This is a genomic window from Chroococcidiopsis sp. SAG 2025, assembly GCF_032860985.1.
Lineage (GTDB): Bacteria > Cyanobacteriota > Cyanobacteriia > Cyanobacteriales > Chroococcidiopsidaceae > Chroococcidiopsis.
This window is the reverse complement of sequence record NZ_JAOCNC010000001.1, coordinates 172,920-195,273: the sequence shown is the minus strand read 5'-3', so window position 1 is coordinate 195,273 and position 22,354 is coordinate 172,920. Positions and strand designations below refer to the sequence as shown.

General features: G+C 45.7%; 24 protein-coding genes. 11 read left to right on the top strand and 13 right to left on the bottom strand.

Going from position 1 to position 22,354, the window contains the following annotated elements; genetic code table 11:
• The first annotated feature begins 338 nt into the window (after window positions 1-338).
• Window positions 339-806: a MarR family winged helix-turn-helix transcriptional regulator gene (locus N4J56_RS00870; RefSeq protein WP_410500397.1), complete on the top strand. Its 468-nt coding sequence runs from the start codon at window positions 339-341 to the stop codon at window positions 804-806.
• Between the two features lie 168 nt (window positions 807-974).
• Complete coding sequence (locus N4J56_RS00865) at window positions 975-2,246, top strand: MFS transporter (protein WP_317104725.1); 1,272 nt, start codon at window positions 975-977, stop codon at window positions 2,244-2,246.
• Window positions 2,247-2,289: 43 nt separating this feature from the next.
• Here N4J56_RS00865 and N4J56_RS00860 read toward each other — a convergent pair whose 3' ends face one another.
• Window positions 2,290-2,670, bottom strand: a complete 381-nt coding sequence (locus N4J56_RS00860; RefSeq protein WP_317104724.1) for a hypothetical protein — start codon at window positions 2,668-2,670, stop codon at window positions 2,290-2,292.
• Between the two features lie 242 nt (window positions 2,671-2,912).
• Here N4J56_RS00860 and N4J56_RS00855 point away from each other — a divergent pair, with 242 nt between their 5' ends.
• A complete protein-coding gene (locus N4J56_RS00855) occupies window positions 2,913-3,443 on the top strand; it encodes an orange carotenoid protein N-terminal domain-containing protein (RefSeq protein WP_317104723.1) in 531 nt (176 codons plus the stop codon).
• 140 nt (window positions 3,444-3,583) lie between these two features.
• Here the strand turns inward: N4J56_RS00855 and N4J56_RS00850 are convergent, their stop codons facing one another.
• The 6 genes from N4J56_RS00850 to N4J56_RS00825 all read right to left on the bottom strand — a co-directional run bounded on the left by N4J56_RS00850 (window position 3,584) and on the right by N4J56_RS00825 (window position 10,438).
• A complete protein-coding gene (locus N4J56_RS00850) occupies window positions 3,584-4,321 on the bottom strand; it encodes an ABC transporter ATP-binding protein (protein WP_317104722.1) in 738 nt (245 codons plus the stop codon).
• Between the two features lie 70 nt (window positions 4,322-4,391).
• On the bottom strand, window positions 4,392-5,573 hold the full coding sequence (locus N4J56_RS00845) for an ABC transporter permease (RefSeq protein ID WP_317104721.1): 1,182 nt from the start codon (window positions 5,571-5,573) through the stop codon (window positions 4,392-4,394).
• A 93-nt stretch (window positions 5,574-5,666) separates the two neighbouring features.
• Window positions 5,667-7,034 carry an efflux RND transporter periplasmic adaptor subunit gene (locus N4J56_RS00840; protein ID WP_317104720.1) on the bottom strand — a complete coding sequence of 456 codons (1,368 nt, stop codon included), beginning with the start codon at window positions 7,032-7,034 and terminating at the stop codon, window positions 5,667-5,669.
• Window positions 7,035-7,099: 65 nt separating this feature from the next.
• Window positions 7,100-7,255 carry a hypothetical protein gene (locus N4J56_RS00835; protein ID WP_317104719.1) on the bottom strand — a complete coding sequence of 52 codons (156 nt, stop codon included), beginning with the start codon at window positions 7,253-7,255 and terminating at the stop codon, window positions 7,100-7,102.
• Between the two features lie 580 nt (window positions 7,256-7,835).
• Window positions 7,836-9,053, bottom strand: a complete 1,218-nt coding sequence (locus N4J56_RS00830; RefSeq protein ID WP_317104718.1) for an ABC transporter permease — start codon at window positions 9,051-9,053, stop codon at window positions 7,836-7,838.
• Between the two features lie 59 nt (window positions 9,054-9,112).
• Window positions 9,113-10,438 carry an efflux RND transporter periplasmic adaptor subunit gene (locus tag N4J56_RS00825; RefSeq protein WP_317104717.1) on the bottom strand — a complete coding sequence of 442 codons (1,326 nt, stop codon included), beginning with the start codon at window positions 10,436-10,438 and terminating at the stop codon, window positions 9,113-9,115.
• Window positions 10,439-10,587: 149 nt separating this feature from the next.
• Here N4J56_RS00825 and N4J56_RS00820 point away from each other — a divergent pair, with 149 nt between their 5' ends.
• Genes N4J56_RS00820 through N4J56_RS00810 form a run of 3 tightly spaced genes read left to right on the top strand, consistent with a single transcriptional unit; the run spans window position 10,588 to window position 11,975 of the window.
• The gene (locus N4J56_RS00820; protein ID WP_317104716.1) at window positions 10,588-10,779 is read left to right on the top strand and encodes a hypothetical protein; all 192 of its coding nucleotides are present in this window, start codon (window positions 10,588-10,590) and stop codon (window positions 10,777-10,779) included.
• Window positions 10,776-11,036 (top strand): hypothetical protein, encoded by a 261-nt coding sequence (locus N4J56_RS00815; RefSeq protein WP_317104715.1) that lies wholly within the window; start codon window positions 10,776-10,778, stop codon window positions 11,034-11,036. Before N4J56_RS00820 ends, N4J56_RS00815 begins: the two co-directional genes overlap by 4 nt.
• 42 nt (window positions 11,037-11,078) lie before the next feature.
• Window positions 11,079-11,975, top strand: coding sequence for a tetratricopeptide repeat protein (locus tag N4J56_RS00810; RefSeq protein WP_317104714.1), 897 nt, complete (start codon window positions 11,079-11,081; stop codon window positions 11,973-11,975).
• A 47-nt stretch (window positions 11,976-12,022) separates the two neighbouring features.
• Here N4J56_RS00810 and N4J56_RS00805 read toward each other — a convergent pair whose 3' ends face one another.
• From N4J56_RS00805 to N4J56_RS00790, 4 genes are all read right to left on the bottom strand, one after another.
• Entirely contained in the window at window positions 12,023-12,691 is a 669-nt protein-coding gene (locus tag N4J56_RS00805; RefSeq protein WP_317104713.1) for a glycine zipper domain-containing protein, read from the bottom strand.
• Between the two features lie 126 nt (window positions 12,692-12,817).
• Window positions 12,818-13,204 carry a hypothetical protein gene (locus N4J56_RS00800; RefSeq protein ID WP_317104712.1) on the bottom strand — a complete coding sequence of 129 codons (387 nt, stop codon included), beginning with the start codon at window positions 13,202-13,204 and terminating at the stop codon, window positions 12,818-12,820.
• A complete protein-coding gene (locus tag N4J56_RS00795; protein WP_317104711.1) occupies window positions 13,201-14,091 on the bottom strand; it encodes a TIGR02587 family membrane protein in 891 nt (296 codons plus the stop codon). The genes N4J56_RS00800 and N4J56_RS00795 overlap by 4 nt, the downstream gene beginning before the upstream one ends.
• A gap of 146 nt (window positions 14,092-14,237) precedes the next feature.
• Entirely contained in the window at window positions 14,238-16,523 is a 2,286-nt protein-coding gene (locus tag N4J56_RS00790) for a transglycosylase domain-containing protein (protein ID WP_317104710.1), read from the bottom strand.
• Between the two features lie 118 nt (window positions 16,524-16,641).
• On the opposite strand from N4J56_RS00790, the gene N4J56_RS00785 reads away from it, so the two are divergent.
• Together N4J56_RS00785 and N4J56_RS00780 are read left to right on the top strand one after the other, a co-directional pair.
• Window positions 16,642-16,785 carry a hypothetical protein gene (locus N4J56_RS00785; protein WP_317104709.1) on the top strand — a complete coding sequence of 48 codons (144 nt, stop codon included), beginning with the start codon at window positions 16,642-16,644 and terminating at the stop codon, window positions 16,783-16,785.
• A 195-nt stretch (window positions 16,786-16,980) separates the two neighbouring features.
• Window positions 16,981-17,580, top strand: a complete 600-nt coding sequence (locus N4J56_RS00780) for a hypothetical protein (protein ID WP_317104708.1) — start codon at window positions 16,981-16,983, stop codon at window positions 17,578-17,580.
• Window positions 17,581-17,675: 95 nt separating this feature from the next.
• Here N4J56_RS00780 and lspA read toward each other — a convergent pair whose 3' ends face one another.
• A complete protein-coding gene (gene lspA / locus N4J56_RS00775; protein ID WP_317104707.1) occupies window positions 17,676-18,161 on the bottom strand; it encodes a signal peptidase II in 486 nt (161 codons plus the stop codon).
• Window positions 18,162-18,219: 58 nt separating this feature from the next.
• Complete coding sequence (locus tag N4J56_RS00770) at window positions 18,220-18,807, bottom strand: biotin transporter BioY (protein ID WP_410500396.1); 588 nt, start codon at window positions 18,805-18,807, stop codon at window positions 18,220-18,222.
• A gap of 414 nt (window positions 18,808-19,221) precedes the next feature.
• Between N4J56_RS00770 and N4J56_RS00765 the strand changes: the two genes are divergently transcribed.
• From N4J56_RS00765 to pstA, 3 genes are all read left to right on the top strand, one after another.
• Window positions 19,222-20,304, top strand: a complete 1,083-nt coding sequence (locus N4J56_RS00765) for a PstS family phosphate ABC transporter substrate-binding protein (RefSeq protein ID WP_317104705.1) — start codon at window positions 19,222-19,224, stop codon at window positions 20,302-20,304.
• Window positions 20,305-20,459: 155 nt separating this feature from the next.
• Window positions 20,460-21,392, top strand: a complete 933-nt coding sequence (pstC, locus tag N4J56_RS00760; protein ID WP_317104704.1) for a phosphate ABC transporter permease subunit PstC — start codon at window positions 20,460-20,462, stop codon at window positions 21,390-21,392.
• Complete coding sequence (pstA, locus tag N4J56_RS00755) at window positions 21,389-22,324, top strand: phosphate ABC transporter permease PstA (protein WP_317104703.1); 936 nt, start codon at window positions 21,389-21,391, stop codon at window positions 22,322-22,324. The genes pstC and pstA overlap by 4 nt, the downstream gene beginning before the upstream one ends.
• Window positions 22,325-22,354 lie beyond the last annotated feature (30 nt).

The following is a 22,354-nucleotide window of genomic DNA, read 5'->3' as shown; positions in this document are numbered from 1 at the left end:
ATTTTGATTTTTTCCATCTCGCACGATAACGTGTTTTTTGCACCAGGTAAACTTACACCGAACCCTTAACTCAATCCAAGTCTTTCGTACATCTGGGATTCTTCCCTTTCAAACCAACACCATTAACAATCGCAATTACGGCTAGTCACAAAACTACTCCGAAAGTTATATTTGTGCGAGCAAGACGCACGATCTACAAATAAATGCAACAATCCATACTCTGCGATACGAAATTACCCGCTTGCTTTGTGGTTACATTTTTAGAGACAGTTATGACAGATTGTCAAACTCAAAAGAATTTAGCTAAAATAATATTACGTATGCGAAATATTCCCGAAATGCCTTCTACTTCTACCGAACGAAAAATTGCCGAGCCATTGCGAGAAATTTTAGCGCCGTATAGCGTTGGCTACCGCATTAAGCTGTTAGGTCAGTTGGGGAGTCGCAGATTTCAAGAACGCCTCGAACCATTCGGTCTGACACCCTTTCACTGGGTCGTGTTGTGCTGTTTGTGGGAGGAAGATGGCTTAGCCACTTGTAGCATTGGGGAGAAATTGCAGCAGGTAGGAGGAACTTTAACGGGAGTGCTCGATCGCATGGAAGAACGAGGACTGATCCGCAGAGAGCGCGACCCTCGCGATCGCCGCATTTGGCGGATCTGGCTAACGGGTGCTGGTCGAGAACTAGAAAATATATTACCCCCAATCGCTTTAGATCTGAAGGAACAAGCCATGCAAGGCTTTTCTCTGGAAGAACGCCAACTGTTTTCCAGGTTAATTGACCAAGCGATCGCCAATCTTTCCTAAAAACTAACAACTCCACTGTGACTCATACACAGCGATCGCCGGAAGCAGAGAAATTGTTACTGGCAATATAATCTCATAATATGTTTCAACAATAGTTCTCTGGATGGTGTTCCGAAGCAACAAAGTATTTATTTAATAAATAAGTGCTTTCCTGAATGTAGATGAAAAATGAATAGACTTGCAAATATTGAGATCGTACCTGCTTTGAGATCGAGAAACTACCGTCTGTTTTTCTTTGGACAAGGAGTTTCATTAATTGGTACGTGGATGACGCAAACGGCAACGATTTGGTTGGTTTACCAACTCACAAATTCAGCGTTAATGTTGGGCATTGTGGGTTTTACTAGTCAAATTCCCAGCTTATTCTTAGCCGCTTGGGGGGGAGTTTTAGTAGATCGATTCAATACACATAAAATTTTAGTTATCACTCAAATATTAGCCATGATACAGTCCCTAGCGCTAGCAGTGTTAGCGCTATCAGGAACGATCCATATTTGGCATTTTATTATTTTGAGTTTATTTCAAGGCGTAATTAATGCTGTAGATGCTCCGGCTAGACAAGCATTTGTGCCAGAAATGGTCGAAAAGAGAGACGATTTAGCTAGTGCGATCGCCTTGAATTCTTCTCTGGTTAATGGCGGACGGTTAGTTGGACCTGCGATCGCGGGAATTTTGATTGCTAGAATTGGCGCTGCTTACTGTTTTTTAATTGATGGTGTAAGCTATATTGCTGTCATTGCGGCTTTAATGGCAATGCGCTTAAAACCAAAGAAAATAGTCGTTACAACCGCCAACCCATTGCAAAGATTGAAAGAAGGATTTGTTTACGCCTACAACTTTTCTCCGATCCGCTCGACCTTGCTATTACTGGCTTTATTTAGTTTAATGGCAATGCCTTATATTACCTTAGTTCCTATATTTGCTACCAAAATTTTAGCTGGTGATGCGCGCACTTTAGGCTTATTAATGGCAGCCTCGGGAGTAGGAGCAATTGGCGGAGGAATTTATTTAAGCACGCGCAAAACAGTTGTCGGTTTGGGCAAAGTCATTGCTTTAGCTCCGGCACTTTGCGGCACGGGAATTATCTTTTTTTCCCTATCAAGAATGCTATGGTTATCCACCCTTATGTCAGCGTTAATCGGACTAGGTTCTATTCTGACTATTTCCTCCAGCAACACTGTCATTCAAACTATTGTTGAAGATGATAAACGCGGACGAGTCATGAGTTTATTCACCATGTCCTTTTTAGGAATGGTTCCATTTGGTAACTTATTTGCTGGATTTTCTGCCGATCGCATTGGTGCTACCAATACTTTACTTATAGGGGGAAGTTTTTGTATTATCGGCTCGCTATTATTTGCCAGACAGTTACCTAAACTCAGACAAGCAGCCCGTCCAGTTTTGCAACAAAGAGGTATATTATCCCAGACAAACACGTAGAGACGCTCGCGCGAACGTCTCTATTTCACCTCTCTATTTCAACCTACGAATTTACATCCTTTGCCATATCCATGTAGTCAGATGGATTTCCGGTTGACTTCGATTCTTGGTTGATTTCCTTTGAAGGGGAATTTACATCCTTTGCCATATCCATGTAGTCAGCTGGATCTCCCGTTGGCTTGGCTACTGTTTGCTGTTCGTCTGACTCGGAAACTTGAAATTCAGGTTGAGTCACCTTTTCAGCTGCCATCGCACCTTCACCCTTACGGTCAATTTCGCTGACGCTGTATTGCTGGGCAGCGGCATAATCTGCATCAAAATCTACTGTAGGCGCTTTTTCGACTCCAGTAGCTATATTCTCAGCTGCTAACTGAGCATCTTGTGTAGGAGTTTCATTAGGGTTCGATTTAATTTCTTCTGGCATGGGTCACTCCTATTGAAATTATTTTATGTTGTAAGGCGATCCTATCAATGCGAGCGCCTACTCTCATAACCCCACTAAGATAGATTTTTCTCTTGTCTGTTCTGTTTCTACCGTTCTCTCTGGATCTGCTACTAAAGGTATAAGTTTCCACTCACTAAAACTATCTCTCTCGGGGGGCGAATTGCGTCCCCTAACTCTGATAACCCTAAGCTTGAGAGTTTAAATTAACTGGGATATCAGCAATGACATCAAGCTTCAATCCAGATCGGTCTCAAGCGCTTTCTGCCGAGACTCAAAACATCATAAAAGCTTTTGATGCCTTAGACACCGACGCTAAGTTGGCTTGGTTTTATTTGGTTTACAAAAAGATGGGAGATTCAATCACTCCAGCTGCACCAACTGCTGCCGAACCTGAACTAGCACCAAGATTGCTAGGAGACTATTACGAATTGTCAGACGACGAGCAACTTGCAATTATGCGGCAAATTGTCAACAAAGAAAATACAGACTATTCTCACGCCTACGGTGCGTTGAAAGAAAATAATCAACTGATGGTTTGGTATGCTTGGGCGCAAGCTATGGGCGATACTGTTGTCGGAATGCCTTCAAGCTATCAAGCATCTGAACCAATTAAAAATTTACTTTCCCAAACTGAAGGACTCGAATTTGAAGATCAGATTTCCATTTTCCGCACAATTTCAAGTAATATGGGTTACACAGATATTAAGCCTATAGAAACACAAGCTCAAACAGGCAAAACTTCTAGTCTTTAAGTTGTCATTTGTCATTTGTTGTTGGTAAGACATTTGACTTAGCAAAAATAATTGGCAATTTGCATTTGGGCAATTGCGATCGCCACCCGCTACTGCGGGTTTTTTTCATGCAACAAAGTTCAATAAATTCTCAAGACTGTCTAAGAAGCTGCAACTTGACCGATATCATCGGGAGTCAGGTGCGAGTGAATGACTTGACCGTCGCGAAACCAAATAATTCGGTGAGTTTGCTTTGCTACATCTGGTTCGTGCGTCACCATAATAATCGTGATCCCACTAGCATTGAGTTCGCCAAATATCTGCAAGACTTCTTGGGTGGTACGAGAATCGAGAGCGCCAGTCGGTTCATCTGCTAGGAGCAAAACTGGTTGATTCACGATCGCCCTGGCAATTGCTACCCTTTGTTGTTGTCCGCCAGAAAGTTGATTGGGCTTATTGTGCAGACGATTTTCTAAACCAACGCGCTTGAGTGCTGCTGTAGCGCGATCGCGACGTTCGGCTGGTTTGATCCCAGCGTAAACCATCGGTAGCATCACATTTTCTAGAGCGCTGAGTTGGGGTAACAGATGAAACTGTTGGAAGACAAAGCCAATTTTGAGATTGCGAATATGTGCTAAGTCAGCATCATCTAACTGAGCGACATCCAAATTATCTAAATAGTAGTGTCCGCTAGTCGGGCGATCGAGACAGCCAATCATATTCATCGCTGTAGACTTACCAGAACCAGACGCGCCCATAATCGAACAATATTCGCCTTGTTCCACAATTAAATTGACATCGACTAGCGCCCGCACCTCTGTTTCTCCAAAACCATAAATCTTAGAGATATTTTCCAAGCGGACGATAACTGGTTTAGTAATAGTTTTTAGATTAGTCATTTTTCAGTTAACAGTGGCTAGAACTACTCCTTTGTCTCCCTTGTCTCCCTTGTCCTCCTTGTCCCAAATCTTAACTATTTTTCAGGGCGATAATCGGGTCGAGTTGAGCGGCGCGACGGGCGGGAACTACGCCAAATATGAGTCCGACACCACCAGAAATTCCTACAGCTAGGGCGATCGCGGCGATGGGAACGCTGGGTTGGAGTGGGGTTAATACGCCAACGATCGCCACACCACTGATACCGATCGCCGTACCGATTAAGCCACCTGAGACTGAGAGAATAATTGATTCGACTAAAAATTGTGCCAAAATTGCTTGGGGAGTTGCTCCAATTGCTTTGCGCAAGCCAATTTCTGGCGTGCGTTCGGTAACTGACACCAGCATGATATTCATGATGCCTACGCCGCCAACAAACAGAGATACACCTGCGATCGCTCCCAGCATCAGCGATAGCACTCCTGTCACCTGCGAGACTAATTCTTGAAAAGATTTGTTAGCGACGACTACAAAGTCTTTTCTACCGTGCAATCGCGTTAGTAAGTTAGTAATTTGAAAAGCTGCAACTCGCACGTTGTGTTTATCTTTTGCTGCGACTTGAATGTGGCTGATCGGAGTTCCGAACGCCGATCTTCTGCCATCAATTTGAGTTGCCATTGTCGTAATGGGAATGTAGGCAACATTATCTTCATTTTCTCCGGCAAAAGAACCCTTAGCTGTCATGACTGCAATCACCTGAAAGCTAGTATTTTTGATCTGGATATCTTTGCCAATTGGGTTTTCTCGGTCGAATAGTTTTTCTGCTAATTCTGCACCCAGAACGACAACGGGAGAACTTTGACGCATTAAAGAAGTATCAAAGAATCGACCGCGATCGACAATAAGATTTCTAATCTCCCGTAGTGCTGGTGTTGTTCCTTTGACTTGAGTATAAGTTTGATTGTTGCGGTAAGAAATTAATAAGTTATTTTCAATGACTGGAGCCGCTGACTTAACCGCTGATGCTTGTTTTTTTACTGCTTCTGCATCCGATAGTACTAGCCCTCGTTGTTCGGAAATAAATCCTTCTGAATCATCACGACTAGAAAACACCAACAGTCGATTTGGTCCGAAAGAATCGAGTTTGTTAAGAGTGTAGTTCTGCGCTCCCTGTCCTATGCCTACCATTGCAATCACAGAAGCATTACCGATAACAATTCCCAACATAGTTAAGCTGCTCCGCAGCTTATCAGCCGTCAGAGTAGCAACTGCCATTTTGATACATTCAATGGGATTCATGAGAAGTCGTAAGTCGGGTATTCGTAAGTCGTAAGTCGTAGAGTGGGCATTGCCCACCCCCATTTACTCCTAGCCCCCAGATTCATCTACGCCAGGAATGGCTTGACCGGGGGGAGGGGTAATCAGGACGCGATCGCCTCGATTCACGCCTTCGAGAACTTGAGCGTGAGTGCTGCTACTCGCGCCTAGAGCAACTTCGCGAAATTCGATCTGTCCTTCTCGATCTGGCATAAATACCCCTGTTTGACCGTTTTTCTTGGTTACGACTGCTGTTAGGGGTACGACAACTGCATCCTTAATTTTGTCGCTGAGGAAGGTGAGCTTGATATTCATGCCTGATTTGAGCTGGTTTTGCCCTGTTTGCAAGCTCACTTTGACGCGAAAGGAGGTGACGTTATCTTCCCTGATTGCTCTGGGTGCGATCGTGCGGACGCGACCTTTAAAGGTTTTATTGTAGGCATCGGAACGGATTTCTACTGGCTGATTGGGGGTAATTCGCGCAATGCTAGATTCTGGGATTTTGGCTTCTACTTCTAAACCGCTAGAGAGTTCGGCGATCGATGCAGAAGTAGCGCCATCCGAGGAAGAAGCGGATGTTGTGGGGGTCACGAAGTCGCCTTGTTGAGCGTAGCGGCGCGTGATCGTACCTGCAAAAGGAGCGCGCACTAAAGTGTTTGATAGTTGAGTTTGGTAGTACTTCAGTTGAGCTTCGGCTTGAGCGACTTCGGCTTCAGCTTGGGTAATTTCCTCGCTGCGATACCCCTTCATTCGCAGTGTCAGCTCGTGTTTGGCTACTGCTAAACTCGCGATCGCCCGGTCGAGGTTTTCTCTGGCTGTACGCTCTTCTGTCAAAGCTTGGTCTAAATCGTCGCGAGAAATTGCCCCTTCTTTCGCTGGTCTGAGTTTGCGCTGCACTCGTTCCCGATGTAGCGTTAACTGCGATTTAGCTTCTCGAACTTGAGCTTCATTTTCTGCTACTTCAGCTTTAGCCTGCTCGATTTCTTCGGGACGATTGCCAGTCTGCTTTTTCGCTAGTTCTGCCTTAGCTTTTGCCAAGCCTGCTTGATATTGCTTTACCTGTGCCTGAAATTCTTCGTTATCCATACGAGCAATGAGCGTACCCTTTTTCACCTGAGAGCCTTCATCGACGTACAATTCCTCGATTCGCCCTGCATCTTTAGGACTGAGATTAATTTTTCTGACTGCCTGAACTATGCCATTGGCTTTAATTTGAACTTTTAAGTCTTGAGATTCGACCATGACTGTTTGGAGATTGGCTAGGTCGATTTCAGGGGTTTGGGTACGGGCGATCGCAAAAGTAACGGCAGCACTACCCAGCAATCCCAATGTCATGAATCCTGCCAACCACGACTTACGGCGCTTAGCTTTTCCAAATGGCAAGGATACGGCTTTATTTGGCGCTTCAGGGTTAATCATAGATATATAGTTTATGGTTTATGGTCTATGAATTTAGTTTTTATATTCAGTAGGTATTCAGTTTTCTATTGTCCGCTTGCAGCACGTAACCGCATGACAAAGTAAAAGGCTACTGGCAAGCGTGTCAGATTTGCGGAATTGGCACGACAACTTTTGCCAAGGGCAGGTACGTACTCCCAAACTTTAGCAGTTGGGCGATCGCAGCCCTCAGTGAGAGACACGCCTCTACCTTACCTCAAGCTTCAAGTTCTATCTACTCCTTGAGGAGAAAGTTCGCTCTCCCAAAACAACGTGTATTTAACACCAAACTGATTCCGATCGCCACGCGATCGCGCCTTTTTACTTGGGTTATTCGCTATGTTATTCGCTCTCAACAGCCTATTTCACCTCGCTACAGTCATCTCTACCATTGACTACAGCCATAATTCCAGGGATTTGTCAGAGGCAGCATCAAGCTGTCGTTTATTTTAGAAAATTTTAATCAACGCTCAAATTTTTTATTATTTTTTGCGATCGAGTTTCAACAAAACTACAGCCAATCTCACAATTATTAATATGACAATCCGATTTGAGTCGGGAAATATTCGTTGGGGTTGTCATTGGTCATTGGTCATTGGTCATTTATTATTGGTAGTACATTAATGACCGCTCGATCGAGTTGCTGCGTCTTGGCTAATCTAGATCGCTAATTTATCGGACACAAACGACGGATCGAGCAGAAAAAGTGTTCCCGACAAAAAACTGGTTTCTTAGTCTCCCTCAACTCCCTCAGCTGGGCGACTTTCCCTCAGCTCTCTTCACTTAGGCGCTTCTCAAAGCAACAATCGGATCGAGTTGGGCAGCACGACGGGCAGGAACAACACCAAAGACAACGCCAATCCCTCCAGAGATGCTGACAGCCAGAGCAATTGCTACAGGTGAAATACCCGCTTGAAAGGGAGTAAACGCACTAATTAGTAGGATACCACCTACACCCAAGGCAGTTCCCACGATGCCACCAGCTGCCGATAGCATGACAGCTTCAATCAGAAACTGAATCAAAACATCGTGCTGGGTAGCGCCCAATGCTTTACGCAAGCCAATTTCTTGCGTGCGTTCGGTAACGGAAACGAGCATGATATTCATGACCCCGATACCACCCACGAGTAAAGAAATTCCCGCGATCGCTGCTAGCATGACCGTTAAAGCACTCGTGACAGTTCCCGCAATTTCTAGTACATCTTTTTGACTTTGAACGCTAAAATCATCTTCTCTAGTAATTTTGTGCCGCAATCGCAGCAGGTTTTGAATTTGAAATTGAGCTGCTTCTACACTGGCATCGCTTTTAGCTGAAATCGAAATAAAAGTTAGACTCACTCCATAGGGAGAATTTTCGCCGACAATCCGGCTTGCCATAGTGGTAATTGGCAGCAACGCGCTATCGTCATAATTGGTTCCTAAGACAGAACCCTTTGATTCCATCACGCCAATCACTAAAAAGCGCACGTCTTTAATGCGGACGTATTTACCAATTGGATCTTGGTTGATAAACAATCGTTTTACTAAATCCGAACCCAAGGCAACAACTTGATTATTTCGCTTAACATCAAGCTGAGTAAAAAATCGTCCTTTTTCTGGATTGAAGTTACGAACAGCAGTATATTCTGGAGTCGTACCGACAACTGAACTATAGGTATTTTTGTTGCGATACGTGACTAATTCTCTTGACTGAAGCTGAGGCGCGACTTTAGCCACTGTCGGTACTTGGGTAGCGATCGCGTTTGCATCTTCTAAAACCAAAGTTTTTGGTAAATCTACTGTTGTTCTTTGGGCATCCCGATTACCTGGAATGACAAATAAAACATTAGTTCCTAAAGATTCAAATTGTTCGGCGACAAATCTTTGCGCCCCCTGTCCGATCCCCACCATCGCAATCACCGAAGCATTGCCGATGACGATTCCTAACATCGTTAAGGCACTACGCAACTTATTAGATAGCAGCGTTTTCGTTGCCATCTTGCCACTTTCTAAAACATCCATTGTCAGTTATTAGTTAACAGTTATCAGTTATCAGCGATCGCTGACTTACGACTTACGACTTACAAATCACTTTCTTGTTCTGGTTGTTGGTCTTTTGGTAGGTCGAGGAAAACGCGATCGCCTTGTTTTAGACCTTGTAAAATTTGCGTTTGGTCTTGAATACTCGAACCAATTGTGACCGGACGAAATTCAGGTTTGTTCTTTTCTCCTGGGACTAACACCCCAGTTTTACCTTGTTGAGTGACAATCGATACTGTGGGTACGACTAAGGCATCGTTGAGATTTTGACCCAAGAATGTTAAGTCTACATTCATCCCAGATAGTAATCGATCTGTACCAGAATCAAGCGCTACTCGAACTTGAAAAGAAGTTACGTTTTGATCGACAACGGCTTCGGGAGCAACTAAACGGACGTGACCTTTAAAAATGCGATCGGCATAAGAATCAGCCACAATTTCGACTTGCTGTCCCGATTTAATTTGTCCAATATCAACTTCTGGAACTTCTGCCAAAACTTCCAAACCTTTCGCCAGCACGACAATCGAAGTTGAGTTGGCTAGCGATGAATTCGAGCTAGACGTGCCGCTAGATGCAGAGGTTGTTGGGGTTACAAAGGCTCCTTCTGAGGCATTCTTTTGCGTTACCAAACCCGTAAAGGGAGCGCGAATAATTGTATCGTTGAGCTTAACTTGAAGAGCTTGTAACTCACCTTGAGCTGCTTGCACAGCTGCTTGACGTTGGGCGATCTCTTCTGGACGACTACCGCTTTTGAGTAGCGATAGCTGGCGTTGTGCTTCCCGTAGGTTAGCTTGAGCGCTTTGGCTTTCGCTGACATATTGATCTAATTCGTTTTGAGCGATCGCCCCTTGTTGCGTTAATCTCCGATAACGCTCTAATTTTTCCCGTGCAAAGTTTGCCCTAGCTTGGGCTGCATCTACCTGAGCTTGAGCGCGATCGATTTCTTGTACGCGATTTCCCGCACGGGCTTGCGCTAATTCAGCTTGGGCTTGAGCGAGTTTGGCACGTACTTGGATCAGTTGCGCTTGCAAGTCAGCATCATCCATTTTGGCAATAATCTGTCCGGCTTGGACGCGATCGCCCTGTTCTACTAATAAATTCTTTAGCACTCCTGCCACTTTAGGGCTGACGTTGACGCTTTGGATCGGTACGACTTTACCGCTAGCATTAATCCGTAGCGTTAAGTCTTTAGCTTCAACTGGTACGGTTAACTTAGCCAAGTCAATCTTAGGTGTCGATCGATCTACGATGACGTAAGTTGCAGAACCAGCCACTACGACACCGGCAGCCACTAGCCCAACTAACCAACGCGCTGGATGCTTGATTTTACCAATTAGGGGAAGTTCTATAGGTTGGGTAGCAGTCATATTAGGAGCGAGGGATGAGGAGTGAGGGATAAGGGAAGAAGCAAGCAAAATTTATTAGGTGCAAGTCATAAATCGTTCATACGCCTGCGCATTTGCCGCACTATCTTGCCGATATTGTTCCCAGTAATAAAGAAGCATCAATAACTAAAATGTTTCGTACACTTATTATCGTAACGACTACTACCGTGTCCTCATCTCTAGCAAAAGGGCGATCGCTCCCCACGGAAATTAGGGTTATCCGCTCTTTTCTAGGGGACAAGGGGGAACTCGCTCTTCCCCACGACCGTTCGGCGAAGCCGTTCCCGAAGGGTAGGGAGTGGGGATTAGGGGGCAAAGGGTGACAAGGGAGCGCACGAGCGCACGAGCAGGGGAAAGAGAGAGTCGCCCAGTTGAGGGAGAGTCGCGGAGCAATTACAAGTCACAAGTCACAATTCAACCCTACAACCTGATAGCGCCAGTTGCTTCAACGGAGGGCGACGAAGTCCGCGATAGCGCCACCTCCGCACCGCACTGGCTCCCCACACCCCACACCCCACACCCCACACCCCACACCCTACACCCTGCTCATCACTACTCACTCGTCCCTAGTATGGTTTAAGCTAGCTGAAGGTTATGTTGCAAGATAATTGAGGCGTGTACCGTGCCAAGTCGTAAATCCTGGCTGTCTTTACTGGTGATTTTGGGTTTAGGGAGTGTAGCTCCCCCTGCACTGGGGCAGGCACTCGTTCCACATAGGCTACAACTCGATTCAGCTCAGTTGGAGCGACAGGGATTGAGTTTGGCGCAGGAGGCTGCTCAGTTAGCGCAGTTTCAACAGTTTGAAATGGCTGTACCGAGGGCGCGGCTGGCAACTCAGTTAGCTCCTAAAAACTATATGGCTTGGTTTCTCTTAGGGGGTTTGTACTTACAGACAAATAAATATAACGAGTCGATCGCGGCTCTGAATAAAGCGCAGGCGTTAGCTCCCCAAAACCCTTCCGTGTTGTTTGCAATGGGTTCGGCACACTTTCAAAAAGGCAATTACAAAGCAGCGATCGATAGTTTGCAAGCTGGTTTGAAACTCAAACCAAACGATAAGGAAGCATTGTTCGATCTGGGAAATTCTTACTACAAAGTCGGGCAATTACCAGATGCGATCGCTCAATATGACAAAGCGATCGCCTTAGATAAAAAGTTTTGGCCTGCTATTAATAATATCGGCTTAATTCAATACGAACAGGGCAACATAGACGAGGCAATGGAGCAATGGCAAGCAGCTTTAGCCGTTGACAAGCAAGCCGCCGAACCGCAACTCGCAATGGCAGTTGCTTTATATAGTCAAGGCGAACAATCGCGTGGATTGCAACTAGGAACAGCAGCCTTAAAGATTGACAGTCGCTACGGTGACTTAGAATTTCTCAGACAGAATTTGTGGGGCGATCGCTTGTTAGCTGATACGAAAAAACTGTTAGCTAATCCTAAAATTCAAGCCACAATTGAGGAACGCCAAGAGCAACAACAGCAAGAAACTTCTCCGATTCAGATTTCTCCGCAGTAATTGCTGTTGTAGAGACGTTTCGTGAAACGTCTCTACACTTCTTCTCTTTAATAGCGATCGACTGTCAAACTAGAATCCAAAATCAGATCCAAGTCGGTGTCAGGGTTAATGACAACTACATCAGCTTTTTTACGTCCTAGCACCGCTCCACCCGCAGCACCGACTCCCGTACCGATTAATACCTCTCCGGTAGAAATACGGCGATTGCCTGTCAGTCCACCTAAAGCTGCGCCAGCGGCAGCTCCCACGACTGCACCTTTAAGAATCGATCCCGTACTTACTCCCCTACGCAGCTGGGTAGTTTCAATGACATCAGAGGAAGCATCAATTGATTGCCGTCTGCCATCATCAATAATTAGATTTCTGGCAATAAATTGAGAACCACCATCAGCGGGAACGAGTTCGCCTTCAATTAGACTTCCGGCAGGAATTAATACCGTGCCGTTGCGGTTAGTAATGTTGGCAGCTACCGTAAGAGTTAAGCGCATCCTCTCTTTCGGACTGATAACGATCTTTTCGGCTTCATCATAGCGCACGGGAATTCTTGCCCCAGCCCGAATAGTCGTGCGATCGCTAATTCTGCTACTTCCTGGCGACGATGGGAACACTTGAGCCGTTGCTGGAGCTGTCATTACCATTGGTAGGATAGCGCTAGTACCAATAGTTAAAGCCATAAGAAAAGCTGTCCCTGTCTGCCAGGGTTTAAAAGTAAGCATATACTTATTCCTCTCTGCTATATATTGCTAAATCTGTTAAATAACAAGACTTACAGGACAAGAATAAGGTTCCAAAGTCAGTTATTAGTTATCAGTGACTTTTAACTTTTAACTTTTAACTTTTATTCATGGTTTTTCAAATCCCAGTACCCGTGCTTCAATTTGTTCTACGGTTCGAGGATCGGTTTGAAATGTTACCCAGCCTCGACGAGTTGAATGGCGAGGAAGGAAAGCAATTTCAAATTCGGCAGTTTCTGCTTCTTTACCATCGCTATTGAGCGTCACTTCGATTTGTACGGTTTCTGCTGTTTCATCGCCACGATTCGTAGCAGTGACGGGAACGATAAAGCGATCGCTTTGTGGTTGAGGTTGACCGAGTTGTAGTTCGATATTTGGTGGGTTTTCTCCTAAAGTTGCACCAGCATAAACTATGTATCCCAGCGTAAATAATACGAGGATGAGACTAATAACAAAAACAATCCACTCTAACCAATTTTTTTCTAGTTTTTTCATTGCAACAATAGCCTCCCAGCAGAAGCCCCCAAAGTAGAAGCGACTCCTAAAACAACGGTTTGAGCCAGACAAATAAAGAGAGTCGTATCGTCAAAGCGTCCGAAAAACCAGAGGATAGCCGCAGAGCCGACTAGCGCGATCGCGTAAGTGATAACCGCACCAAATAATATATTTTTAATTCCCCTGATCTGGCTGAAGCGCTGGGAACCAGTAAAGTCACTATAAAACAGAATTAGTACGGCAAATAAGATTGAGAGTAAGGCAAGCCCTAATAGTCTCGCTGTTGAAGTTTCAATTGCAATAACAATAATTTCTTCTGTAGGAGCGAGATTAGCAGCAAATAATACTGCTCCACATAAGGCGATCGCAATTTGTCCGCCAAAATCGCCTTCGCCATCTGCCAAAAATGGTACGGGACTAGAACTAGGTTGGGAATCTTCTCCTTTCATTCCCGTATCGCTTTCTTGCTTGCCTCCTCCTCCTAATTGGGCAGTACCGATAGATACACCAATAGCAACAGTCATAGCTTCTACAATGATTTTCCCACCGATCTCTGTCAGATTCATATCGGTGTTAATTTGTCCTAACAGCCACAGCATGACGGCAGCAACAACCAATCCTATGCCCATTTCCTCCACGGAATCGATCGCGACTTCTAATGCACCAGCAGATCTGCGCAAGCCTGCATAGCGGTTGTATGCCAAGAGCAGTGTAAAAGTAGCCAGCACGTAAATTAACAAGCGTACGGGATGGACGATAAAGCCAGCCCACCAAACTTCCATCGTGTACAGTAGGGGCAAACTAAACAACAGCCCCCCAGTAATACCTCTGAGGTATTCTTGTAGCGACTTAGCAAGCGATCGCTCTAGTTTTAGCCGACGACTCATATTTATCGGGCTAATCAGCCTTGATTGTGTTTTAGAACACAATTCTCTCAGTTATTTAGCTACTTCATGAGAGCTGAAAGTTAGATTTTTGACCGAGAAATATATTTGTAGGGGCGCACAGCTATGCGCCCCTATTCCTGTCCTTATTACCGCACGACTTCTCGCATGTAGTTACCCCACAAACGCGCCGCTTGTACCCCATAACCAGAAACGGGCGAATTATTATCGTTACCCAACCATACCCCTGTAACGAGTTTTTCTCTAGTAAGAAACCCAATAAACCAAAGGTCAAAGTTTTGATTTCTTGCTGCTAAACCACTCGTACCAGTTTTACCTGCTTCCTCACCCAGTCCGATATTTGCTGCCGTACCAGTACCGCGTTCTACCACTCCGCGTAGCATGGAAGTTACCGTCTGGGCTACTCCTGGGCTGAGTATCCGCCGATTTGTGGTCTGAGTGCGATTGTAAGCGTAAATCTCGCGACAGGTTTTTAAATCTTCGCGATCGCCACAGTCGCTACTATCTAATATCCTCATAATCAGATGGGGACGGTTCCACACGCCATCATTCGCGATCGCTCCATACGCCCCTGCCATTTCTAATAAATTGGTTTCGCTTTGTCCCAATACTAAGCCTGGGACTGGTTGCAAGGGCGACTGAATGCCCAATCTTTGCGCCATCCGCATGACGCTATCTAACCCTACGTCCTGAGCGACTCGCAAAGCAATCGGGTTCTCCGATAGAGCTAACCCCGTCGCTACATCTAGCTCGTCACTGCTGCGAACGCAGCCGCGAAATCGCTGTCCTTGCCAAGATACAGGCGCACAAGAATAAGATTTTTCTGGGGAAATTCCTTTTTCGATCGCCGCCGTATAGGTAAAAAGTTTAAAAGCCGAACCGGGTTGGCGTTGAGCTTGAGTCACCCGGTTGAACTGACTGGTTTTGTAATCAGTGCCTCCTACCATCGCCAGCACTGCACCAGTACTAGCATCGAGGGTGACCACTGCCCCTTGGGAATAGCCGATACTTGCTCCAGCTTGCCGTACCGAGTTGCGTAAAGCTTCTTCAGCTTTGGCTTGCATACCTGGATCGAGCTGGGTTTCAACGATATAATTGCCTTCTGCTGCTAATTCTTTACCCAAAATTGCTTGCAGTTCTTGAAAGACAGCGTTGTAAAAGTATGGCGCGATCGTATTGGCTTGGGCTTCACAGACGCGAGAACTCACTTCAATCTGCGATCGCCGCGCCCGATTTGCTTCTTCTGTCGTCACCATTCCTTGCGCCAACATCCGACTAATAACGCGGTTGCGGTATTCAATTGCTTTTTGGTTGCTGCGCACGTCACCGCAAAAATTAAATCCGTTGGGAGAGGGTAAAATTCCCACTAAAGTCGCAGCTTCTGAAAGATTGAGTTCCTTGGCTGATTTATCAAAATAGAATCGCGCTGCATCTTCAAAGCCGTATGTATCCGCTCCCAGAAAGACGCGGTTGAGATACATGAGTAGAATAAAATCTTTGCTATAAAAGGTTTCCAGCTTCAGCGCCACCACTGCCTCGCGCAACTTCCGTCCTAACGAGTCCTCTGCGCCTACGTAACTGCGAAATATACTCCGCGCTACCTGTTGGGTGACAGTACTCGCCCCTTGCTCGAATTCTCGACTACCGACATTGACAACCGTGGCGCGTAAAATTCCGATAGGGTCAACGCCAAAATGCCAGTAATAGCGACTATCTTCGGAGGCGATAACGGCTTTGGGCAGATAAGTTGAAAAGTCTTGCAAGTTTTGCAGGTCTGTATGTGCCGTACTGCGAGGTTGACGTAGCATCGTTTCTCCATCGCGGGCAAAAACGATCGTTGGACCCCCAGTTGCAGCAGGTAAAGGAGTGACAGAAAACTTCGTCCACTCGTACCCTACAATGAGCGCCAGCAATGCCGTCACGCCACCAATTCCACCTGCCACCCATTGCAGCGTGCGGACGTACTGAGGTGGAGGATTATGGAATTTCATCCGCACGGCAGCGGCAAGTTCTGGAGGACCGAGAGTGAAAACGTCACCGTGATGAAGTTCGATCGCGGCAACGCGGCGCTTACCCCAGTAAATGCCATTCGTAGAATTTTCATCACGCAGGACGAAGGGCGATCGCCTCTTGCTAGTATCTCTAGCTAATGACAGGTGAATTTGACTGACAACAGGATTGCGAACGACGATATCGCAAGATTTAGCACTGCGTCCGATCAAGTAGCGATCGCCTAGTAGAGGATAAGTCTCTGCTTTGTCTGTCCCCGCATCCTGTATCCACAATTCGGCAACTCTGGCGTTTGGCTTCAGGGCAAGCCCTGGAATCTGCACTTTAGCTTGAAGCGTTTTGACTACCTGAGTTGCTCGACTGAGCAATGTTTGCGGTTTTCGCGGTGGCTGGGGAGGGGTCATGTTCTACTCAGGCAGCAGGAATTAATTTTTTTAGCGTTGGCAGAAATTTTATCTATTATGCCAAATCTAGCGATTATCATCGATCGTCGAGCGTGAGCAAGTCTCTGATGAATCGTGGTTGGTAGCTCAATTGCGATGGCGATCGCTAGTGACTGCTCGCTACTTGCTGTCTTCGATCTTTCTCAATAACACAACGACTGCTACGGATTACGATCGCGATCGCTTCTGCTACCATTCTACTGAGCAGGTAAAAATTCTCTAACTTTCTACGCAGACTTACTTTAACGCATTTATAGTGCTTTTAAATATGTATATCTGCTTGGCAAACAAGTTTTGATTGAGTCGGTTTCCTTTGAAAATTTATTATATATCTTGACTTTTCAGAGGGGATATGGTAGAATTTAACGAAATTTGTTTTTGACTTAATCAGAAATATTTAATCTGAGGTGTGAGTGGGATGAAGATCAAGTTTTTATCACTATTAGGTGCGGCATTTGCACTAACTATATCGAGCCACGCCGCATTTGCTCAAGAAGCCGCTAAAGAACCCCCAGAGATTAAGCTTTCGGAAGAAGGGAAGAAAATCCTCTGCGAAAAGTTTCCGTTGAATTCTCGTTGTCCTGGTGGTCAGCCTTTAACTGGTGGTGCGCCTACTGGTACTGAAGCAGCTCCCGATGCTACTACTCCCGAGGCTGCGCCAGCTCCCGACGGCACTATGCCCACCGATCCTGGTACTGCGCCAGCTCCCGACGGCACTATGCCCACCGATCCTGGTACTGCGCCAGCTCCCGACGGCACTATGCCCACCGATCCTGGTACTGCGCCAGCTCCCGATGGTACTATGCCTACTACCCCCGAGACTGCCCCGGCTCCCGATGGTACTATGCCCACCACTCCCGAGACTGCCCCGGCTCCCGATGGTACTATGCCCACCACTCCCGAGACCGCTCCGGCTCCTGATGGCTCTATGCCTAGCGGCAATCCTGGTACTGCCCCAGCTCCCGATGGTTCTTCACCTACTACACCTGGAACTGAGCCAGCTCCTACAACTCCCTAATTTGAGTTGGTAAAAGCAGGCATTCGCTAGAAACTTTAATGCTTTGATATTTGGTATGTAGGGACGTTATACATAACGTCTCTACATTTTTTTGTTTATCGCAATCTTTTCAGAGTAGAGACTTTTGGCAAACTGGCAATTAGGATGCAGACAATACCCAAATTGATCGACACATCTGCCAGGTTAAAAACAGGAAATCCAATTAGCCGAAAATCTAAGAAATCTACCACGTAACCCGCAAAAAAGCGATCGATTCCGTTGCCTAACGCTCCTCCCAAAATGAAACCATAGCCCCATTGTTCCAAAGGTTTCATTGGCGGACCAAAATAAGCCCACGCAATTAACAGCAAACTTACTATCAGAGATAGCCAGCGTAACCAACCCACTTCGCCAGCAAACAAACTGAAGGCAGCACCAGTGTTGGTCACATAGGTGAAATGAAACACATTAGACCAAATTGGGTAAGTTTCGCCCAAGTCAAAACTTTGTACCACCCAGAATTTAGTTAACTGGTCTAAGATAAAACTGGCGATCGCTGCCATCCAGAAACGGCGATTTTTCATAATTTGGTCATTGGTCATTGGTCATCGATCATTAGTTATCAGTCACGGCAAATGACAAATGACGAATAACAAATGACTAATAAAACATTATCAGTCTCCAGCCATAAGCGATAATAGAGACAGCACAGACTACAGCTAGTTGTCCTGGGAGAGGATACCAAGAATACTGAAGTATAGGTTGAATTATAGATTGAGCTTGCGTGCTTGCCCAGTGGAAAATTTGGCTAGGCAACAAATATGCTAAACCGCAGAGGTGAATTATCAGCAAGCCACCTAGACAGCTACCAGCAAGACTCTCTAGTTTCATTGCATCTTGCCGAAACGCCAGTAAGCCACAGACCCAAGCCCCAGGAATAAAACCCAATACGTATCCAAAATTGAGTTCTCGCCAGTAGCCAAAACCGCCACCTTGAGCAAATATTGGCAACCAAACCAAGCCGAGCAATAAATAAGCAATTTGGGATAATGCTGCCGCACTTTTGCCACCCAAACAACCCACGAGTAGCACAGCACCAATTTGACAGGTGACACCTAGAGAGATTGTCTGTATCCCGCGCTCGGGCCAACTTACCGGCGCACTAGTTATATGTGCTTCTACAAAAGTGCCACCAATAGTAAGAAGCAAACCAATCAAGGACCAAAGAAATTGGTTAGGAACAGCCACTAGCGATAAAAGCCAATAATAGAGATTTTGTTGACGCTTTTGTCTGAATGCAGCGCGACCGCAATTCTTCTGGCGTTGCACTGGCTATATTATCACGTCCATCTAGGCGATTGGTGGAACTCAAAGTTGTATTAAGCTGTCGTCTAAATTATCTTTTCCCTTTGTTGCAGCGCTCCGCAGTTCCAACGTGCGATCGATGCTATGATAATGGCGATATTTGATACAAATCTGGAAGTGACAAACTCGGATACAAACCTAGCTTCTCAGCACTAGCAAAAGGTGATAATCTACCTAAAGGAATATTTATAGTTATCATTAACCTTCACTTAACTGCCAAGTAATAACATATCTATAGTAAAAGCTCCATACTCCTCTAGGAGTATTCGTGCAAAGATTCCAGAAATAACAAATAGTATGCTTTCTCGCAATATTCGTGTAGCATCCCTTGCTTCGGCTGTGGTTTTAGTCTTGGGAGTAACTGCTTGTGGCAGTGGTAACCAGACTCCAAATAACGCACCTACCTCTCCTCAAGGAGAAGGTGCAAGTCCAGCAGCAAATACTACTACTGGCTCTAATTTATCTGGGACAGTCAAGGTAGACGGCTCCAGCACCGTGTTTCCCATTTCCGAAGCAATGGCAGAGGAATTTCAAAAAGCAAATCCTGGTGTCCAAGTCACGGTAGCTCAGTCTGGTACTGGTGGCGGATTCAAGAAATTCTGCAACAACGAAACAGATATTTCCAATGCTTCCCGTCCGATTAAGGCAGAAGAAGTAGAATTGTGTAAAAAAGGTAACGTTGAATATATCGAGTTACCAGTAGCCTACGATGGTATATCGGTCGTAGTGAACCCGCAAAACAAGTTTGCCCAATGCTTGACGATCGCTGAACTCAAAAAAATGTGGGAACCAGCAGCTCAAGGTAAAGTCACAACTTGGAATCAAATTCGCCCTGAGTTCCCCAACCAAAAACTAGGGCTTTATGGTCCTGGAACTGATTCCGGTACTTACGATTTCTTTACTAACGCTGTTGTGGGCAAAGAAGGTGAAAGCCGAGGAGACTACACTGCATCTGAAGATGACAATACCTTAGTACAAGGTGTGAGTGCTGACCCTGGTGGGCTTGGCTTCTTTGGTTATGCTTACTACGAGAACAACAAAGACAAGTTAGCACTAGCGAGTATTGACAATGGCAAAGGTTGCATTCAGCCAAGTGCAGAAACAATAGGTAACGGCACTTATCAGCCGCTATCTCGCCCAGAATTCATTTACGTGAAAAAATCTGCGGCAACCCGTCCTGAAGTCCAAGCATTTGTTAATTTCCACTTCGCACCAGAAAATCAAGAACTTGTGTCAGAAGTCGGATACGTACCGCTACCAAACGATTTAGTCAGTCAAGTACAAGCACGCTTTAAAGAAGGTAAGGTAGGCTCGATTTTTGAAGGCAAAGGGTCGCAGACAGGTGTTACTCTTGCAGACCTACTCAAACAAGAGAAATGATAACCGCAATCGCAATCTGCCAATAAATCGAGACATGGGTGATAGGGGAAAATTCGCAATTCGCAATCGATCGCATCCTGTCTCCTGTCTCCTTCTCCTTGATAACTGGTCACTGGTCACTGGTCACTGATAACTGATAATGAGGTATTTCCTGTATGTCTGCCACGTCAACGCCTGAAGGGTCGAGCCTATGGCGACCAAAGCGGGCAGCAAGTAAACGAGTAGAAGCATTAGTGAAAGGCATATTTGCCACGTTTGCTTTTGTCTCAGTCGCCACTACAATCGGCATTGTCTTAACGCTAATTTTTGAAACTGTTGCGTTTTTCAGCGAAGTACCGATTTGGCGATTTTTCACCGATCGCGCTTGGACACCATTGTTTGCCAACAAGCAATTTGGCATTATGGTACTGATTAGCGCTACTTTACTAACTTCTGCGATCGCGATCGCTGTTGCCTTACCGATAGGCTTATTAGCTGCTATCTGCTTGAGCGAATATGCTCCCGCGAGAATGCGCCGCTGGCTCAAACCAGCATTGGAAATTTTGGCAGGGGTTCCTACTGTTGTATTCGGTTACTTTGCCCTGCTGACAGTTACGCCTTTTCTGCAAAAACTCATTCCTGGCTTACAGGGATTCAACGCCTTAAGTGCTGGATTGATACTTGGTGTTTCAATTATCCCCCTAGTGGCTTCTTTAAGTGAAGATGCGATCTATGCCGTGCCTCGAAGTTTACGCGATGGCGCTTATGCTTTGGGAGCCACCAAACGGGAAACCATTGTTTCTGTAGTTCTCCCAGCCGCTCTTTCTGGAATTGTCGCTTCTTTCATCTTGGCAATTTCTCGCGCGATCGGCGAAACCATGATTGTCACCATCGCCGCCGGACAAAACCCCAGCCTTGGTATTAACCCCCTAGTGCCAGTCCAAACGATGACAGCCTACATCGTTCAAGTAAGTAAAGGCGACACCCCAGCAGGATCTCTAGCATATAAAACTATTTTTGCTGTGGGCATGACTCTGTTTCTCATCACCCTCGCTTTAAATATCTTTAGTTACTGGTTCGTTCGCCGCTTTCGGGAGAAATACGAATGACTACACCTACACCCCAACCCATCGACAAAAGCGGCTTTGGCACGACGGGCAAATTCAATGTTTCATTGTCCAAACGGTATAACTTTGACAAAATCTTTTCTACAGCCGCTTGGGTTGCCACCCTATTTGGCTTGGTCGTTCTTGCCGTTTTACTTGTAGACATCCTGATTGACGGACTCGGACGAATCGATTGGGCTTTTCTCACAAGTTTCTCCTCGCGTCGCGCTGCTGCTGCGGGAATATTAGCTCCCCTGGTCGGTAGTATTTGGCTATTAATCGTCACAGCTTTGGTTGCCTTTCCCTTGGGAGTGGGAGCAGGAATTTACCTGGAGGAATACGCCAAAGATAATTGGTTCACGCGGTTAATTGAGATCAATATCGCTAACCTAGCCGCAGTTCCATCCATTATTTATGGCTTATTGGGACTGCAAATTTTTGTCCGGTGGCTGCAACCAATTACTAACGGACGCAGCGTTCTTGCAGGTGCTTTAACTCTCAGTTTGTTAATCTTACCCATCATCATCATTACCACGCGAGAAGCACTACGGGCAGTCCCAGATAGCTTACGCCAAGCAGGTTTTGCTTTAGGTGCAACTCGATGGCAAGTGATTCGCGAACACATTTTTCCGATCGCCTTACCAGGTATCCTAACCGGAACAATTTTGGCACTGTCTCGTGCCATTGGCGAAACAGCACCTCTCATCGTGATTGGAGCTGTAAGTTATATTGCCTTCTTGCCAGAGTTATCTCCCAAAGGATTGCAAAGCTCTTTTACAGCACTACCAATTCAAATTTTTGATTGGGTTTCTCGCCCGCAACCACAATTTCACACCAATGCTGCTGCTGGCATCATCATATTGATGGTCGTGCTGTTAATTATGAATGCTTCAGCAATTTATTTACGCAACAAATTCCAACAAAATCGGCGCTAAGCCTCAAGCTAAAATTGCTTTAGATGCTGC

What these genes read in the sequence shown, in the direction of transcription:
- N4J56_RS00870 (WP_410500397.1), top strand. Translation starts at nt 339, where the DNA reads ATGCCTTCTACTTCTACCGAACGAAAAATTGCCGAGCCATTGCGAGAA.
- N4J56_RS00865 (WP_317104725.1), top strand. Translation starts at nt 975, where the DNA reads ATGAATAGACTTGCAAATATTGAGATCGTACCTGCTTTGAGATCGAGA.
- N4J56_RS00860 (WP_317104724.1), bottom strand. Translation starts at nt 2,670, where the DNA reads ATGCCAGAAGAAATTAAATCGAACCCTAATGAAACTCCTACACAAGAT.
- N4J56_RS00855 (WP_317104723.1), top strand. Translation starts at nt 2,913, where the DNA reads ATGACATCAAGCTTCAATCCAGATCGGTCTCAAGCGCTTTCTGCCGAG.
- N4J56_RS00850 (WP_317104722.1), bottom strand. Translation starts at nt 4,321, where the DNA reads ATGACTAATCTAAAAACTATTACTAAACCAGTTATCGTCCGCTTGGAA.
- N4J56_RS00845 (WP_317104721.1), bottom strand. Translation starts at nt 5,573, where the DNA reads ATGGCAGTTGCTACTCTGACGGCTGATAAGCTGCGGAGCAGCTTAACT.
- N4J56_RS00840 (WP_317104720.1), bottom strand. Translation starts at nt 7,034, where the DNA reads ATGATTAACCCTGAAGCGCCAAATAAAGCCGTATCCTTGCCATTTGGA.
- N4J56_RS00830 (WP_317104718.1), bottom strand. Translation starts at nt 9,053, where the DNA reads ATGGATGTTTTAGAAAGTGGCAAGATGGCAACGAAAACGCTGCTATCT.
- N4J56_RS00825 (WP_317104717.1), bottom strand. Translation starts at nt 10,438, where the DNA reads ATGACTGCTACCCAACCTATAGAACTTCCCCTAATTGGTAAAATCAAG.
- N4J56_RS00820 (WP_317104716.1), top strand. Translation starts at nt 10,588, where the DNA reads ATGTTTCGTACACTTATTATCGTAACGACTACTACCGTGTCCTCATCT.
- N4J56_RS00805 (WP_317104713.1), bottom strand. Translation starts at nt 12,691, where the DNA reads ATGCTTACTTTTAAACCCTGGCAGACAGGGACAGCTTTTCTTATGGCT.
- N4J56_RS00800 (WP_317104712.1), bottom strand. Translation starts at nt 13,204, where the DNA reads ATGAAAAAACTAGAAAAAAATTGGTTAGAGTGGATTGTTTTTGTTATT.
- N4J56_RS00795 (WP_317104711.1), bottom strand. Translation starts at nt 14,091, where the DNA reads ATGAGTCGTCGGCTAAAACTAGAGCGATCGCTTGCTAAGTCGCTACAA.
- N4J56_RS00790 (WP_317104710.1), bottom strand. Translation starts at nt 16,523, where the DNA reads ATGACCCCTCCCCAGCCACCGCGAAAACCGCAAACATTGCTCAGTCGA.
- N4J56_RS00780 (WP_317104708.1), top strand. Translation starts at nt 16,981, where the DNA reads ATGAAGATCAAGTTTTTATCACTATTAGGTGCGGCATTTGCACTAACT.
- lspA (WP_317104707.1), bottom strand. Translation starts at nt 18,161, where the DNA reads ATGACCAATGACCAAATTATGAAAAATCGCCGTTTCTGGATGGCAGCG.
- N4J56_RS00765 (WP_317104705.1), top strand. Translation starts at nt 19,222, where the DNA reads ATGCTTTCTCGCAATATTCGTGTAGCATCCCTTGCTTCGGCTGTGGTT.
- pstC (WP_317104704.1), top strand. Translation starts at nt 20,460, where the DNA reads ATGTCTGCCACGTCAACGCCTGAAGGGTCGAGCCTATGGCGACCAAAG.
- pstA (WP_317104703.1), top strand. Translation starts at nt 21,389, where the DNA reads ATGACTACACCTACACCCCAACCCATCGACAAAAGCGGCTTTGGCACG.